14 protein-coding genes and 2 pseudogenes are annotated in these 15,885 nt (G+C 70.7%); 10 read left to right on the top strand and 6 right to left on the bottom strand.

What is annotated here, in order from left to right; genetic code table 11:
- Window positions 1-9: 9 nt before the first annotated feature.
- Entirely contained in the window at window positions 10-480 is a 471-nt protein-coding gene (locus CGL27_RS45405; RefSeq protein WP_119993491.1) for a hypothetical protein, read from the bottom strand.
- Between the two features lie 212 nt (window positions 481-692).
- Here CGL27_RS45405 and CGL27_RS45400 point away from each other — a divergent pair, with 212 nt between their 5' ends.
- Together CGL27_RS45400 and CGL27_RS45395 are read left to right on the top strand one after the other, a co-directional pair.
- Complete coding sequence (locus CGL27_RS45400) at window positions 693-1,553, top strand: helix-turn-helix transcriptional regulator (protein WP_078646019.1); 861 nt, start codon at window positions 693-695, stop codon at window positions 1,551-1,553.
- 5 nt (window positions 1,554-1,558) lie between these two features.
- The gene (locus tag CGL27_RS45395; protein ID WP_014057208.1) at window positions 1,559-1,795 is read left to right on the top strand and encodes a DUF397 domain-containing protein; all 237 of its coding nucleotides are present in this window, start codon (window positions 1,559-1,561) and stop codon (window positions 1,793-1,795) included.
- A gap of 121 nt (window positions 1,796-1,916) precedes the next feature.
- Here CGL27_RS45395 and CGL27_RS45390 read toward each other — a convergent pair whose 3' ends face one another.
- Window positions 1,917-3,071, bottom strand: coding sequence for a M20 family metallopeptidase (locus tag CGL27_RS45390; RefSeq protein WP_119993489.1), 1,155 nt, complete (start codon window positions 3,069-3,071; stop codon window positions 1,917-1,919).
- A gap of 48 nt (window positions 3,072-3,119) precedes the next feature.
- Window positions 3,120-4,763: an AbgT family transporter gene (locus CGL27_RS45385; protein WP_240450862.1), complete on the bottom strand. Its 1,644-nt coding sequence runs from the start codon at window positions 4,761-4,763 to the stop codon at window positions 3,120-3,122.
- A gap of 135 nt (window positions 4,764-4,898) precedes the next feature.
- Between CGL27_RS45385 and CGL27_RS45380 the strand changes: the two genes are divergently transcribed.
- A complete protein-coding gene (locus CGL27_RS45380) occupies window positions 4,899-5,912 on the top strand; it encodes an Lrp/AsnC family transcriptional regulator (protein WP_119993488.1) in 1,014 nt (337 codons plus the stop codon).
- Between the two features lie 61 nt (window positions 5,913-5,973).
- Window positions 5,974-6,384 carry an SRPBCC domain-containing protein gene (locus CGL27_RS45375; RefSeq protein ID WP_119993486.1) on the top strand — a complete coding sequence of 137 codons (411 nt, stop codon included), beginning with the start codon at window positions 5,974-5,976 and terminating at the stop codon, window positions 6,382-6,384.
- Between the two features lie 42 nt (window positions 6,385-6,426).
- Here the strand turns inward: CGL27_RS45375 and CGL27_RS45370 are convergent, their stop codons facing one another.
- Complete coding sequence (locus CGL27_RS45370) at window positions 6,427-7,260, bottom strand: MOSC N-terminal beta barrel domain-containing protein (RefSeq protein WP_119993484.1); 834 nt, start codon at window positions 7,258-7,260, stop codon at window positions 6,427-6,429.
- A 1,525-nt stretch (window positions 7,261-8,785) separates the two neighbouring features.
- Here CGL27_RS45370 and CGL27_RS45365 point away from each other — a divergent pair.
- Entirely contained in the window at window positions 8,786-9,943 is a 1,158-nt protein-coding gene (locus tag CGL27_RS45365; protein ID WP_119993482.1) for a transglycosylase family protein, read from the top strand.
- Window positions 9,944-10,158: 215 nt separating this feature from the next.
- On the opposite strand, the gene CGL27_RS45360 is transcribed toward CGL27_RS45365, so the two are convergent.
- On the bottom strand, window positions 10,159-10,890 hold the full coding sequence (locus tag CGL27_RS45360; protein WP_119993481.1) for a DUF429 domain-containing protein: 732 nt from the start codon (window positions 10,888-10,890) through the stop codon (window positions 10,159-10,161).
- Between the two features lie 259 nt (window positions 10,891-11,149).
- On the opposite strand from CGL27_RS45360, the pseudogene CGL27_RS45355 reads away from it, so the two are divergent.
- Window positions 11,150-11,299, top strand: a pseudogene (locus CGL27_RS45355) (TerD family protein); the annotation flags it as partial.
- Between the two features lie 3 nt (window positions 11,300-11,302).
- Window positions 11,303-12,451: a DUF475 domain-containing protein gene (locus CGL27_RS45350; RefSeq protein WP_078646012.1), complete on the top strand. Its 1,149-nt coding sequence runs from the start codon at window positions 11,303-11,305 to the stop codon at window positions 12,449-12,451.
- Between the two features lie 122 nt (window positions 12,452-12,573).
- Here CGL27_RS45350 and CGL27_RS45340 read toward each other — a convergent pair whose 3' ends face one another.
- Window positions 12,574-14,328 carry a sulfatase gene (locus CGL27_RS45340; protein WP_240450861.1) on the bottom strand — a complete coding sequence of 585 codons (1,755 nt, stop codon included), beginning with the start codon at window positions 14,326-14,328 and terminating at the stop codon, window positions 12,574-12,576.
- A 411-nt stretch (window positions 14,329-14,739) separates the two neighbouring features.
- Here CGL27_RS45340 and CGL27_RS45335 point away from each other — a divergent pair, with 411 nt between their 5' ends.
- The 3 genes and pseudogenes from CGL27_RS45335 to CGL27_RS45325 all read left to right on the top strand — a co-directional run bounded on the left by CGL27_RS45335 (window position 14,740) and on the right by CGL27_RS45325 (window position 15,863).
- The gene (locus tag CGL27_RS45335; RefSeq protein ID WP_078646010.1) at window positions 14,740-15,111 is read left to right on the top strand and encodes a MerR family transcriptional regulator; all 372 of its coding nucleotides are present in this window, start codon (window positions 14,740-14,742) and stop codon (window positions 15,109-15,111) included.
- Window positions 15,108-15,305 (top strand): annotated as a pseudogene (locus CGL27_RS45330) (VOC family protein); the annotation flags it as partial. The gene CGL27_RS45335 and the pseudogene CGL27_RS45330, both read left to right, overlap by 4 nt.
- Window positions 15,306-15,347: 42 nt before the next feature.
- Entirely contained in the window at window positions 15,348-15,863 is a 516-nt protein-coding gene (locus CGL27_RS45325; RefSeq protein ID WP_119993477.1) for a DinB family protein, read from the top strand.
- Window positions 15,864-15,885 lie beyond the last annotated feature (22 nt).

Raw genomic sequence — 15,885 nt, 5'->3', positions numbered from 1 at the left:
GGGCCGAGGTCATGACCGTGGCAGCCCTTCGTCGCACGGCCAGACCGGGGAGACCCCGGCCGCCGCGCAGACCGCGATATGCAGCAGCAGGGGATGGGTGTACGGCTCTCCGTCGCCCGGCCAGTGCACCACACCGGGCTCCTTGGGCCCGGTGGGACCGGTCCGCCACCCGGGCGGGCCGGTCACCACGGCACCGACCGCGTAGACGGCCGGTGCGGGCCAGTTGACCCCGATGTCCGACTGCGGCGGCACGATCCACCACCAGCGCCCGGCGCGGGCGAGGACACATCCCGCCCGGGGCAGCAGGGCCATGACTCCGGGGCCGTGCCGCTCGGCGATCCCCACCGCGTCGTAGGCCCGGTCCGTCCGCAGCGCCGGCGGCAGCTGAAGGCGGTGGCGTCCGGACGCCGGACGGAATCCGCGCCGGCCGAACCGGCCGCGGACGAGGCCGGTCAGCGCACCGGCGAAGGCGTACGTCATCTAGGGGCACTTCACAAAGGTCGGGCCGCTCGCGCCTGCGGTCGCCGCGGCAGAACGCGGTAACGGGATCATGACGCAACTATGCGCACCGCCGCGCACACTTGGCAAGCGGCACTCTGAACAATGCAGAGTCGTAAGTGCAATGTGCCCGTTCCGCACTGGCCATGGCACACTGCGAACATCAGCGTTGGGGAGGTCAGGGAGGGATTCAGGTGAGCGAACCGCGGTCGGCCCCGACCGTGGGTCAGGTCGTCCTCGGCAAGAGGCTGCAGGATCTGCGGGAAAAGGCCGGGTTCAAGCGGGACGAGGCGGCCAGAGTGCTGCGGGTCGCGCCCGCCACCGTCCGCCGCATGGAGACCGCCGAGGTCGCGCTGAAGGTTCCGTATGTGCAGATGCTGTTGGACAGCTACGGGATCACCGGCGAGGAGCTCGATTCCTTCATCACCCTGACCGAGGAGGCCAACAAGCCCGGCTGGTGGCAGCGGTTCCACGACATCCTCCCGGACTGGTTCAGCGTGCACGTCAGCCTGGAGGGCGCGGCCGAGATGATCCGGGCGTACGAGCCGCATTTCGTCCCCGGACTGCTCCAGACCGAGGAGTACGCCCACGCGGTCATGCAGACCGGGGCGGTCGGCCAGTCCGCCCCCCGGCAGGCGGAGCGCCATGTGGCGCTGCGCATGGAGCGGCAGGCGCTGCTCACCCGGCGGGACGCGCCCCGTCTGTGGGTGGTGATGGACGAGACGGTACTGCGCCGCCAAGTGGGTTCGGCGGCGGTGATGCGCGACCAGATCGACCGGCTGCTGGAGTCCGTCGAGATGCCGCACATCACGTTGCAGATCTCGGAGTTCACCTCCGGACACCATCCGGGCACCTATGGGCCCTTCGTCCTCTTCCGCTTCGCTGTTACCGAACTGCCGGACATGGTCTACGTCGAGTACCTGACCGGCGCCGTCTACCTGGATGAGCGCATCGAGGTGGCCTCCCATCTGGAGGCCCTGGACCGCATGGCGGCCCAGGCGGCAACCGCACGACGCACAAAGGAAATCCTCCGTGATTTCCGCAAGGAGCTCTGATCGGAATGGATCGCATTCACAACGGCATGCGCGCGAGCGACCTCGGCAGCGAGGGCTGGCACAAGCCGTGGAGCGGTGGCAACGGCGGCAACTGCGTCGAGGCCATGCGGCTGGACGACGGCCGGGTCGCGATCCGTCAGTCGACCGATCCGGACGGTCCGGCGCTGATCTACACCCGCAACGAGATCATGGCGTTCATCGAGGGCGCCAAGGCGGGCGAGGCCGATTTCCTCATCTCCTGACCTGCCTCCCGTGCACCGGCCCGCACACCGCGGCCGCGCCGGTGCCACCGTGGGCCGCCGCCGTGTCCGGACACGGCGGCGGCCCACGGGTTTCCGGCCGTCCGGCCGTCGGCGTCGGCCGTTACGAGACGTCCGCCGCCAGCGCCCGCAGCAGACCGATGGCGAGCGCGGTACGGGCCGGGATCGGGGCGAGCACCGTGTGCTCATGGCGGGCGTGGGCGCCGGAGCCGAGGGCACCGAGCCCGTCGAGGACCGGACGGCCGAGCGCGGAGACGAAGTTGCCGTCGCTGGCCCCGCCGACCGCGGTCTCCGCCAGCTCCCAGCCGTGTTCCGCGGCGACCGCGTGGGCCTGCTCGAACAGTCGGCGGGACGGACCATTGGGGACCATCGGCGGGCGGTTCCACTCACCGGTGACGGTCAGCCGCACCCGCTGGTCGGAGGGGGCGAGGGCGTGCAGCGCGGTGTCGATCCGCTTCATCTCCTCCGGTTCGGCGATCCGGATGTCGATACCGCAGCTCGCCTGTGCGGCGATCACATTGCGCCCGGTGCCGCCGCTGATCAGCCCCACGTTCACCGTGGTTCCGCGCTCCGGGGCGCTGAGTGCGGCGATCTGCGGGACGACCTCGGCCAGCGCGTGGATGGCGCTCGCGCCCGCGAACGGGTCGAGTCCCGCATGCGATTCGATGCCGTAGGCGGTCACATCGAACAGCCCGACGCCCTTGCGGGAGGTCTTGAGCGCCCCGTCCAGCGATGCCTCGAAGACCAGCGTGGCCAGGACGTCCTCGCTCAGCCGCTCGATATGGCGCCGGGAGGCGGGGCTGCCGATCTCCTCGTCGCCGTTGAGCAGCAGCCGCACCGAGGGGTGCGGAAGCTCCAGCTCGCGCAGCAGCCGCAGGGTCCAGACGGCCTGCACCAGACCCGTCTTCATATCGAAGACACCGGGTCCGCTCGCCCGGCCGTCCTCGACCTGGAAGGGCCATTCGGCGAGCGTTCCGGCCGGCCAGACCGTGTCGTAGTGGCACAGCAGCAGCACGGTGCCGGGTGCCGTGCCGCGGTAGGTCACGGCCAGCACATCGCCGTACGTCCCGCAGTCGTGGCGCTCCCTTCCGTCCGGCTCGCCGAGCCGGTCGACGAGCCAGCCGCTGATCGTGGCGAGCCCGGCGTCCAGCAGCCGCTTGTCATGGCTCGGCGTCTCCAGCTCCACCAGCGTCCGTAGGTCTTCGATCATCTCGGGCAGCACCCGGGCGGTGGCGGCGGCAAGATCGGAGGGGGTCATTCGAGGGGATCCTTCCCGAGGTGGCGTGGGTGAGGGAGCGGCCGGGGATCAGCGGACGGGCGCGCCGGGGCCGAGTGGAATGCCCAGCGCCCACCAGGCGTAGAAGAGCAGGGTCCAGGCCACCAGCATGGCCACGGAGAGCGGCAGGGTCAGCGAGGCGAGGGTGCCGATTCCGGCGGAGCGCCGGTAGCGCTGGAGGAAGCCGAGCGCCATGACGAAGTAGGCGCTCATCGGGGTGATGGCGTTGGTGCAGGAGTCGGCGATGCGGTAGACGGCCTGGGTGGCCTCCGGGGGGATGTGCAACAGCATCAGCATCGGTACGAAGACCGGGGCCACCAGCGCCCACATGGCCGAACCGCTGGTCATCGCCAGATTGATCACCGTGCACACCAGCACGATGCCGACGAAGGCGACCGGGCCGGTGACCCCGAGGTCCTTGAGCAGATCGGCGCCGCGGATGGCGAGCACCTGGCCGACGCCGGTCCACTTGAAGTAGGCGAGGAACTGGGAGATGGCGAAGAACAGCACCAGGATGGGGGCCATATCCCGCATGCCCTGCGCCATGAAGTCCGGGATGTCACGGCCGCCGCGCACGGTGCCGGCCGCACGTCCGTAGACCGCGCCGAGGAGGGCGAAGAGCAGTCCGAGCACCACGGCGATGCCGGAGAGCACGGGCGATTCGACGATGCTGCCGCCCTCGCCGCGCAGCGGTGACCCGGTGGGGATCATCGCCACCACGACCACCGCGAGGAAGACGAAGAGGGCGATGGTGGCGTGGCGCAGCCCACGGCGCTCCTCGGGTGCCAGGGTGAGCTCGACCTCCGTGGTCTGCCCGGTCTCCCCGGTGGTGTCCCCGGCCGCCTCCTCGGGCTCGGGTGGAAGCGCCGCCACCCGCTTCACCAGCACCTTCTCGGTGACGAAGGTGATCACGGCGGCCAGCACCACCGAGGAGGCCAGGGAGAAGAAGTAGTTGGACAGCGGGGTGACGACATAGCCGGGGTCCACGGTGTGCGCGGCGGCCGTGGTCAGCCCGGACAGGACCGCGTCCATGGGGGTGATCAGCGGGCTGGCGTCATAGCCCGCCGATACGCCCACGAAGGCCACCACGATCCCCAGGATCGGACTGCGCCCGACGGCCCGGAAGGCCAGCCCGCCCAGGGGGACCAGCGCCACATAGGCGGCGTCGGAGGCGATGTGGGCGACCATCGCGGTGAAGGCCAGGGCGAAGGTCATCCAGCGCGCCGGGACCTTGGCGACACCGGCCCGCAGCATTGCCGCGAGCAGCCCCGACCGGTCGGCGACGGCGACACCGAGCATGACGACCAGGATCGTGCCGAGCGGTGGGAAGGTGGCGTAGTTGGTGATCGCGTCGCTGATCATCGACCGCACCCCGTCGACCGAGATCAGGCTGCGCACCGCCACGGTCTTGCCGCCGGCCGGATCGACCGCGGAGACGTCCGCGGTGGCGAGCCCCCAGCTGATCAGCGCGAGGAGGACGCTGAGGATCGCGAACAGCCAGAAGGGGTGGGGAAGTCTATTGCCCGCGCGCTCGACGGCGCCGAGCACCCGGAGCAGTGCGGACAGCGCCGCCGAGGACTCCCCGGGCGCCTCGGGAGGCGTTTGCCCGGGTGTGGTGCCGGGTGTCTTCCCGGGCGTGTTGTCGGGTGTGGTCGTGGTGTCTTTGGAACTCACCGTCCGCACTCCTTCGTCGGTGACGCAGTAGTGGTCGTCCATTAGAGAAGGCATGACGGAATGAGGCAAGTAAAAGACTTGTAACGCAGGAATGATTCACGCATGGAGCACCAATCGCACGATAGATTCGTACCCATGGCAGCCGTTCCCACCACACCACCGGTACTCGACGACGCCGACCTCGATCTGGTGGCCGCCCTCCAGGTGGCGCCGAGGGCGCCGCTGAGCGCGCTGGCCGAGGTGCTCGGCAGCTCGGCCAGCACCGTCGGCCGCCGGCTGACCCGGCTCGGGGAGGAGAGGCTGCTGCGGGTGATCGGGCAGGTGGAGTGGCCCATGCTGGCCGAGGGCAACCCCCTGCACGTCTGGGTGGCCACGGCCCCGGGGCAGGCGTGGCAGGTGGCCCGGCGGCTGTCGGAGCTGCCCGAGATACCGTTCGTCGCCACGACCACGGGCCGCACCGATGTCTACTGCTCCCTGCACGCGACCCGGCGCGACCGGGCCCGGGAGCTGCTGATGACCCGGATCCCGTCCGTCCCCGGTGTGCGGTCGGCCCGTACCGAACTGGTGCTCAGGGCGACGGCGAAGTCCGACTCCTGGCGGCTGCGGCGGCTGGACGGCGCCCAGGTGCGGGCGCTGCGCCAGGTCGCCGATCCGGTGGCGGAGCCCACCGCCGTCACCGAGTTCAGCGACGACGAGCTGCGGGCCGTGGAGTTGCTGCGCCAGGACGCACGGGCGAGCGCCGCCGATGTGGCGCGCGGGCTCGGCATCAGCCGGTCCACCGCCTACCGGCTGACCCAGTCGCTCCTCCAGCGCGGTCTGGTACGGCCCCGTGTGGAGATCGAACCGGCGCTGCTCGGCCATGCGCTGGAGGTCGTGATCGAGCTGCATGCCGCCCCCGGGGCCATCCAGGAAGTGGCCGACGCGCTGGCCCGGCATCCCTCGGCGCGCTATGTCTCGATCGTCGCGGGCACCTCCTCGGTGATCCATCACGGCGTGTTCCGGGACGAGGACGGCCTCGCCGACCTGCTCACCCACGATCTGGCGAAGCTCCCCGGCATCACCGCCTGCGAGGTGTCGGTGGTCCTCGATGTGCTGCGCCGGTACTGGATCGGCCGGGAGGACGGAAGGCTGCTGAGCCAGGACCGATGAGTTCCGCGCGGGGGGCCGGTCTGATGGGTGACGACACCTTCCCGCGCACCGAGGAGAGAGCATGAGCGACACCGAGATCACCGTCACCCGGGACCTGGACGCACCGCGCGAGACGGTGTGGCGGGTGTGGACCGAGCCGGAGTACTTCGCCCGCTGGTTCGGCGCCGCCCCCGAGTCCGTCGCCCTCGACGTCCGGCCGGGTGGCGCCTGGAAGGCGAACATCGCCACTCCCGGGGGCGAGATGCCGATGCGCGGCGTCTACCGCGAGGTGGTCGGCCAGGAGCGGCTGGTGTGGACCCTGGACCTTCCGCAGGGGGTCATGGAGATGACCGCCACCTTCGCCGAGCTCGGCGACGGCCGGACCCGGGTGGTGCTCCGGCAGCCGGCCCCACCGCAGGAGCGGTGCGCCCAGGCCGAGGAGGGCGCCGCCCAGCTCCTGGACAGCTTCGCCAAGGTGCTCGCGTCGGTCTGAGCGCTCCCGGTCATTCCCCCGGCGGCGGCCCGTCCCACCCGGTCACTCCCCCGGCGGCGGCCCGTCCCACTCGATGACGTCCACCTCATCGCCCACGGCCAGCTTTCCGGCGCGGGTCACGGAGAACTGGCAGCCGAACAGAGTGGCGCCACCCAGGCCGCGCCGGTAGCCGGCCAGGGTGCGCAGTGGCTCCGGGCCCGCCTTGACGCCCTTGATCTGATCGACGGTCGTCACGACGCACCGGGCGGTGGGCTTGGCGAAGCCCAGCTCGGCGCCGCCGATGGCGATCCTGCGGATCCGGTCCTCCCGATGGGGTTCATCCCATCCGCCGAGCACGATGCCGGGGCGGAAGCGGTTCATGGGCAGCGCGGCGCCGCCCGCCTCGGCGATCCGCTGGTTCAGCCCGTCCAGGCTGGCCCGGGAGACGAGGTGCACGGCGCCGCTGTCGGCGTAGCCACAGGTGCCGGGGATCCATCCTTCGGTCACCCGGTCGTGCTCCGGGGGCACCCGCACCAGCCTGCTCGGCGCGCCCAGCGCCCGCGAAAGCCACGTGGCGGCGTCATCACCCTGGTCGATACCGAGGAAGGGGTTGTGGAACAGCTTGACCTCGCGCCGGGCGGAGGTGGTGTCGACGTCGATGGCCACTTCACCCTCGCCGGGTGCCGACAGGATGAGCCGGGTGCCGTCCGGGTCGATGGCGGGGCGGATGACGGCGAGCCGGGGATCGCGCCGCTGCGTGCGGCACTCTCCGTCCTCGCCGATGACCATGAAGCTGCGGTCGTGCCGCAGACCCGCCTCCGTCAGCAGCGCCTCGGATACGGGAACACCCGCGCAGCCCTTGACGGGGTAGGAAGTCAGCTCGTCAACGATCGCCACGCGGCAACCCTACCCGGGGCCCGATCCAGGGGTCGTGTCCCCGATCGGCCGGTCGGCGCGCTCCTGCGCCCTCGCCCGGTGCCCGACCGGCGTTTCATGGCACACCCCGGCTCCGCCATGCGCCCCCGGCCCGGCGTCCGGCGGCAGGGCGTAGCGCGGAGTACGCCGGATGACCCACCGCGCACGGCCGGTGACCACCGGCACCTGACGTAGGCGCGCTGCGCCTCCCGTCGGCAGGAACCCAAATCCGACCGTTTCCCTGGAGCGGCGGACGAGATCGCGGGAAAAGCGCGGTCTCCGGCGTCGCCCGGGGTCCCGGACAGGCGGGGTGAAGGGTGATGATTTCGGGGCCGCCCCTGAGAACGGCTCGAAGGGGGGAAGTCGATATGAGGCAATGATATGCGCGGCGGCGTGCTTCCCGCCATACAGAGACCGCGTGATTCTCCGCCAGTTCCCGGCCGCCATGACGACCGGCTCTTTCTCGGAGAACAGCCGCGGCGCACGGGCGGTCGGCGAGACGATGCAGACAAGAGATACGGTAAACGCCAAGTCAAGTCCGTTCGTACGCCCGCGAGTTGGCCCAGGCGCCAAGCAGCGCCCCTGTTCCGCGGGCCATACCGGGTGTCGGAGAAGATACGAGTCGGGGCCGGGTTCCGCGCCCGGCGCCCTCGGTCCCCCACCATCCCCCGCGCGTCGTCGCCCGGGCCGCCCCCGCTCCCGGCCGGCCCCGCGCCTGAACGCCGCGGTCGGCGGCACGCCCCCGTGGATACGTTTCAAGGTCCCACCGCACACAGGGAAACGCCGCCGGGCCCGCCGGGCGCGTTCACTCAGGCGTCCCCCTCTTCCCCCACTCCCCCGCAAGGCCGTCCTATTTCCCGCCCCTCGCCCTGTCTCCCGCTCTCCCCTCTCTCCTCCACTCCCCGGCATTCTCCGGTTGCCGGCAGGAAGAGCGGAACGGCCTGTTCCAGTGCGGTGCCGCGCGGTTACGGCCGCCCGCCGCGCCCCGGCCGCCAAGCGGCCGATCTTGACCGGGCGGCGACGCAATAGCACCCAGGAAGATCCCGCGCCGCATGTCCGGCCCGCCCCTGGCGCCGCATTGAGCCGCCCGCCGCTCGTCCGCGCTTCAACTGGCCATGCTCCGGCCGCAATTCACCCGGCCCGCCGCCCAGGATCGGTCACCGATCATCCGGAAACCAATCCGGCGGAATAGCGTCCGCCCCCTCCGGCGCCCCGGAGAATCATTTACCGCCGCACGAGGACGTCCAGCGAGGCATGATCGCCCGCATCCGCCCCGGCCCGCCCGGCCCGCCCCACCGACGCCCGTGCGCCCCCGGCCCTCCATGCGCCTCCCGCCGCCCAACTGACGGAGCGTCAGCCGATTCGGGGGTGGCACCGGGCGGCGCGCGGCCGTCCATGAGGCCCCCTGCGCCTTGTGACCGGCGGGGCCGGGCTGCGGTACTCGTACAGCCCGCCGGGTCCTCCGGAGGGCACGTCGAGAGCCGTTGTGTCGAGAGGAACCAGCCTCATGGCCGTACGAGGAAGTCACCGACGCCCCGCATCGCCCAGCCGGGTCTCCCCGCTGTGCGCGGCCCTCACCGCCGGCGGTGTCGGCATCGTCCTGCCGTTCCTCGGCACCGGCCCCGCCCACGCGGCCCCGGCCGGCACCTGGGACCGGGTCGCCAAGTGCGAGAGCGGGAGCAACTGGCACATCAACACCGGCAACGGCTACTACGGCGGACTGCAGTTCTCCCAGCACACCTGGGCGGCGTTCGGCGGCACCACCTACGCCGCGCGGGCCGATCTGGCGTCCAGGGCCCAGCAGATCACCGTGGCGGAGGTGGTCCTGCGCAAACAGGGCCCGGGCGCGTGGCCGGTCTGCTCCGTCCGCGGCCGGCTGTCCCGGTCCGGCCCGCCCGCCGAGGTGGCGAGCCGCGGTGCTGAACCCCGCGCCAAGCACCCGGCCAAGCCCGCCAAGAAGTCGGCCAAGTCCGCCGCGAAGTCCCGGGCCCGGCAGCACACCGCCCGGCGCGCGGCGTCCGGCTCCTACGCGGTCGTCCACGGCGACACGCTGTCCCGCATCGCCACGCGTGCGTCCGTCAGCGGTGGCTGGAAGGCGCTGTACCACGCCAACCGCGGGACCATCGGCCCCAATCCCCATCTGATCCACCCGGGGCAGCGGCTCGCCCTGCCCTCGGGCGCCCGGCACGTGCGCAAGGCGGCGCCCCGCCACCGCGCCTCGGCGATCTCGAGCCACACGGTGGTCCGCAAGGCGGCCGCCCGCCCGCATATGGCCCCGGTCGGCGGGACGGTCGGCGCGGCGTACGGCATCCGCGGCGCGCGGTGGGCGAGCGGCCATCACACCGGTGTGGACTTCGCGGTCCCCATCGGCACCTCGGTGCGCGCGGCCGCCCCGGGCACCGTGGTGGCGGCGGGGTGGGACGGCGCCTTCGGCTACCAGGTGATCATCCGTCACGCCGACGGCCTCTACACCCACTACGCGCATCTGTCGGCGCTGACGGTCCGCACCGGGCAGTCCGTCGAGGCGGGCCGCCGGATCGCCCGGTCCGGCAACACCGGGAACGCCACCGGACCGCATCTCCACTTCGAGGTCCGCACCGGCCCGCACTACGGGTCCGACATCGACCCGCTCGCCTATCTGCGCTCACGCGTCGTCAGCGTCTGACGGCTCACACCGGACGCATGGCGCCCCTCAAGGAAGTGTCCGGCAGAGCTTGACGCCTGCGGCAGGCCGCTCCCTCCCCGCCCCTGGCAACGGAAAGGGGCGGGGAGGGGAAAGACCCGCCGGACACCCCATAGGTCCATCTCCAGGGGGTGGGGGAAGGGGAGGCCGCCCGAGGCACGGCTCGGGCGGCCTCCCGCCATCCGCGCGGGGATCGGTCAGTACCAGATCGCGGCGGGCAGCCCGGTGTCCGCCGTCTGAGGCGGATCGGGAAGGCTCCGGGCGGCCCCGAGCACGATGCGCCGCGCGCTCCAGGCCGCCGCCGCGGCGTCCAGGACGTCGTCGGGTGGCACCCGGCCGGCCGGTCCGAGGTCGTCGGGCAGGACGATGCCCTGGTCCTCCAGCAACCGGCGGCGCACGGCCTGGCCGTTCCAGCTCTTCTTGCTCCAGGCCACGGGCCGACCCTCGTTGAGGGCGGCGAAGGAGACCTCGGGATGGACCTCGTAGAGCCGGTGGTCGCCCCCGTCGCGGCACGCGTTGGCCTCGCGCAGCTTCGCGGCCAGCCCCCAGGTCTGACGGCTCAGTCCCCGACCGGTAAGGGACCGGCAGCGCAGATTGGCGTCGTCGTAGTCATCCGCCTCCCAGACCTCGCGCGGCGGCACGGAGAAGACCCGGGAGCGGTGCGGGGCCACCATCGCCACGGCCAGGGCCTCCGCCTCGCGCCATCCGGCCGTCAGCAGCCCCAGCGGCATGTCGACCGCGACCACGGCGGCATCCGGAAGCCGGCCGAGCAGCTCGCGCAGCCCGCCGGCGGTATCCGCCCCGGCGAAGCGGCCCTCCTCGCACAGGGTCACGGCCACCCAGCCGGTACGGCAGGCGTCCACCCCCACGACGGATGATCCGGCGCATCCGGGTGCGGGCGGGGTGTGAGCATCGCGACGGGAACCCATGCGCCGCATCCGACCACGCCGATGGGCCGGTACGGGGCAGAACGGCGCGAAAAGACCGGCGAGGATCGAGGGCGACCCCGACTCACCGGTCAGCCGCGGCCGACTGTGCCCCGTGGTCGGACCAGGAGCGGCAGGCCTTCCCCGAGCGGTCATGAACTGGCGTCGGAAAGGTTCGCGACGGCCCACGGGGTGCTGACCCATCTGCGCTCGTCGCACTGCAACCGCATCCGGGGGGTTGTGTACTCGGCGTTTGCAGTGGGAGCTCTACCGGCACGGCGGCGAGTGGAAGTTTCGCGCTGTTGGCCCGGACCATGTGTCAGGGCTGCGAGGCATCGCTCTAGACTTCGGGGTCAATGTTTCGCAAAGTCAGGTACCGTGCGGGGGAGCCCCGTACAAAACGATTGGGTAGCCAGTGCTTCTGAAAACGTTCGGCTGGTCGTTCGCGGTCACCGCGCTCGGCCTGGTCGCGGCCGTGTTCTACGGGGGGTGGACCGGCTTCGGGATCGTGGCGATCCTGTCCATCCTCGAGATCTCGGTGTCCTTCGACAACGCCGTGGTCAACGCCGGGATCCTGAAGAAGATGAATGCCTTCTGGCAGAAGATCTTCCTCACCATCGGCGTCCTGATCGCGGTCTTCGGCATGCGCCTGGTCTTCCCGGTCGTGATCGTCGCCATCAGCGCCAAGATCGGTCCGATCGAAGCGGTGCGGCTCGCGGTCGACGACAAGGACAAGTACCAGCAGTTGGTGACCGACGCCCATCCGTCGATCGCCGCCTTCGGTGGCATGTTCCTGTTGATGATCTTCCTCGACTTCATCTTCGAGGAGCGGGAGATCAAGTGGCTCGGCTGGCTGGAGCGTCCGCTCGCCAAGCTCGGCAAGGTCGACATGCTCTCCGTCTGCATCGCGCTCATCGTGCTGCTCGTCTCCGCGATGACCTTCGCCACCAAGGCCCACCAGCACGGCGGCATCCATGCGGACAAGGCGGAGACCGTCCTGATCGCCGGCGTCGCGGGCTTGATCACCTACCTGATCGTCAGCGGCCTCTCCGGCTACTTCGAGAACAAGCTCGAGGAAGAGGAGGAGCGCGAGCACGAGGCCGAGGAAGAGGCCAGGAGGAGCGGCAAGAAGGTCCCGGCGGTCGTGATGGCCGGCAAGGCCGCGTTCTTCATGTTCCTCTACCTGGAGGTCCTGGACGCGTCCTTCTCCTTCGACGGCGTCATCGGCGCCTTCGCGATCACCAACGACATCGTCCTGATGGCGCTCGGCCTCGGCATCGGCGCGATGTACGTCCGCTCGCTCACGGTCTACCTGGTCCGCCAGGGCACCCTCGACGACTACGTCTACCTGGAGCACGGCGCGCACTACGCGATCGGCGCCCTCGCCGTGATCCTGCTCGTCACCATCCGGTACGAGATACACGAGGTCATCACGGGCCTCGTCGGCGTCGTCCTGATCGCCTGGTCCTTCTTCTCCTCGGTCCAGCGCAACCGCAGGCTAGCGGCGGCCGAGGGAACGGACACGGGGTCCAGCGAGAAGGCTGAGGTCTCCTCCGGGGTCTGAGCCGGGCCGCCGCCAGGCGGACGGTGTCCTCCGCGAAACCCCACCGGTGGCCGGCCACCGCCCTGACCATTCCGGGGCGGTGGCCGTCCACCGCCCCGGAATGGTCGTCCAGACGCCGAGGACTATCGCTTTGCCGAAGCCTTCGGTGCGGCTTCGGGCGAGGCTTTCGGTGAGGTCGACGGTGAGGAAGGGGCCGTGGCGCCGCCGGGGTTCGGACCGTAGGCGTCCAGGAAGCGGTCGCGGAAGGAGCTCATCTTCCACACCGGGGCCTTCGCGCCCGGCATCAGGCCGTCCTCCCAGCCCCAGTGGGAGATCCGGTCCAGCACCGCCTTGTCGTGCGCGACGATCGCGACCGGTACGTCCCGGCTGGCGTTGTCGCCGCTGACCCGGGCGAGGGGCTGGTGGTCGCCGAGGAAGACGAGCACGGTGTTCTTGTTGCCGTACTTCAGCACATAGTCGATGAGGCTGTTCACCGAGTACTGGATGGACTTTCCGTACTCGGCCTTCACCTTGCCGGAGTCGGTGAACACATCCGCGGGATTCTTCCCGGCCTTCTCGATGGCCTTGTAGACCGAGCCGTCGCCGACCTGGCTCCAGGGGACCGTCTTGGGGATGGGCGCCCAGGGCTGGTGGCTGGAGGTCAGGATGATCTCCGACATCAGCGGCTTGTCGCGCTTCTTGCCGTGCTCCAGGTGCTCGAACGCCTTGAGGGCGTACTGGTCGGGCATGGTCGACCAGCTGAACTTCGGGCCCTTGTAGCCGAGGTCGCGGGAGTCGTAGACGTGGTCGAGGCCGTAGAACTTGCCCTCCGGCCAGCCCTTGGTGACTCCCGGCATGATGCCGACCGTGCGCCAGGCGCCGGTGCGCTGGAAGGCGCGGGTGAGGGACATGTGGTCGCCCGCGGTGACGGTGCGGTAGCGGTTCTGGTTGTCGATCCACAGGCCGGTGAGGAAGGTCGAGTGCCCCAGCCAGCTGCTGCCGCCGTACGTGGCCGAGGTCAGCCAGCCGCTCTTGGAGGCGAACCCGGCCTTGTTCAACCGCTTGGTGGCGTTCTTGAGGGTCTTGTCGACACCGGGCGCGATCGCCGGGTCCTCGATGGCCGAGCGGCCATAGCTCTCGATGAAGGTGAACATCATGTCCTTGCCGCGCAACCCGGTCAGCAGCTGGTCGCCGGGGGTGTCGCCGTAGGTGTCGACGGCGGCCACCTTGGCGAACTCCCGCTCGTCCTTGAGGGTCTTGCGCACCCGCTCCGCCCGGTCCTGGACGAGCGCGGTGGTGCTCCGGGACGCGAACGGCGCCCCGGCCACCTGCACGCCGAGCGCCGCGCACATGACCCAGACGGTGCCGAGCACCAGGGTGGTACGGGTCGCCACGGCGCTGTTCCTCGCCATGACGTTGCTGATCCGCAGGACGGCGAGCCCCATCAGGACGAGCATCACCACGGCGAGGACCACGACACCGATCACGGCGGCGGTGGCGGCCGTGTCGCCGAGCGCGTCCTTGACGTACGACTGGGCGTCGTCCAGCAGTATCCAGTCGAGCACCACGTTGAACCCACGGCCGAGGAACTCGTTGAAGCCGATGTCGAGCAGGTTCAATATGGTCAGCGCGCCGAGGGCCACCCCGGCGAGCACCGCCACCACCCGCCGCGCCATCGACGGCAGCATCAGCAGCAGCGTGGCGCCGAACACCCCCTCCACCGGGATGCGCATGAAGGCGCTGGGTTCGATGAGGCTGAGCCGGGTCGGCAGGAGGAGGGCGAGGAACACGAGGGCGAGGGAGAGCCCCGTGGCCGTCCACGCCACCGTCCGCGCCACCGCGGGGTACTTGGCCCGCCAGCCCTTGGGGGCGGCGGCCGTGTCGTGGACGGAGCTCACCTCCTGGTCGGGGACCGCGTCCCGCTCCCCGGTGTCATCCTGCCGCTGGGCGGGGAGATCCGGCGTGGCCTCAGGCTCAGCCTGAGGTGGACTCTCCGGAGCCGGGCCCTCCGTCGGGGCCTGCTCCGTGGTTCCCTTGTCCGTTTCCGACCGCTGATGAGAGCTCGATTGGCGCGACAACCCGAAGGTCCTTCCCTGCGAAGCCCGGTGGTGGCACGGCGGACCCGGCTCGGGTAGTCGGGCCCGCCGTTATCCGTACGGCGCGCCGGGGGCCTCCGTTCAATCACCTGGCACTTTTCCCGGCGCCGCCCGCTCGCGAGTGCACCCGCCCCACGATACGCTGCAACCCTCACATGAATGTGAGAGTCAGCCGGATCGGCGGCACGCGGGCGGAGAGACAAGGACGGACACATGCGTATCGGAGAGCTCTCGGAGCGCACCGGCACACCGCGCCGGCTGCTGCGCTACTACGAGGAGCAGAAGCTGATCCTGCCCGACCGCTGTGCGAACGGCTACCGCTCCTACGACGAGCGTCTCGTCGACCGGGTGCTGCAGATCAGGGGGCTGCTCGACGCGGGGCTTCCGACCCGGATCATCAAGCAGATCCTGCCGTGCCTCGACAAGCCGCGGCGCATTCACTTCTCCGACGCCACACCGGAGATGATCGCCACGCTGGAGAACGAGCGGGACCGCATGAGCCGGCGCATCGAGTGCCTGACCCGCAACCGGGACGCGATCTCCGAGTACCTTGACGCCGTGCTCAGTAACAACACCGCAAGCTGACCCACGACGAGACCGGACCGGTGGTCCCCGATGTGAGCGTCGAGGTGGACGACGTGGACGCGGCCTACGCGGTGATGTGCGCCCGCGGTGCCGGGATCGTGCACTCGCTGCGGGACGAGGAGCGGGGCGTCCGCCGCTTCTTCGTCCGCGACCCCAACGGCCGCGTGATCAACGTGCTGAGCCACCGCCGATAATCCGGTGCGCCCCGCCCACGCACTGGGCTAGCGTCGCCGCTCATGACGACGCCACCGCGCATCCGCCCTCCCCGCACCGCCGATGAGCGCACCCAACTGCTGGGCTGGCTCGATATGCAGCGTGCCGTCATCGCGTGGAAGTGCGAGGGCCTGTCCGAGGCGGACGCCCACCGGTCCTTCCTTCCGACCTCGCCCCGGATGACCCTGGCCGGGCTCGTCTCCCATATGCGCTGGGTGGAACACCTGTGGTTCGAGATCGTCCTCCTCGGCCGCCCGGCCGGGGGCCCCCGGTTCGACGAGGACGTCGAGGATGCCGATATGAGGGTCGAGGGCGTCCCGCTCGCCCAGCTCCTCAAGGACTACGCGCAGCAGTGCGAGGTGTCCAACGAGATCATCGCGGCCCACGCCCTGGACGACACCGGCCGCCACCCGGACTTCAACGCCACCTCCACCAGCCTGCGATGGATCCTCTTCCACATGATCGAGGAAACCGCCCGCCACGCCGGCCATATGGACACCATCCGGGAACTCGTCGACGGCGAGAAGGGCTACTACTGACGCCCCGCCGCGGTGACCGGGT

The sequence above is a fragment of the Streptomyces sp. 11-1-2 genome, assembly GCF_003595545.1.
Taxonomy (GTDB): domain Bacteria; phylum Actinomycetota; class Actinomycetes; order Streptomycetales; family Streptomycetaceae; genus Streptomyces; species Streptomyces hygroscopicus_B.
This window is presented reverse-complemented; position numbering and strand designations above follow the sequence as displayed.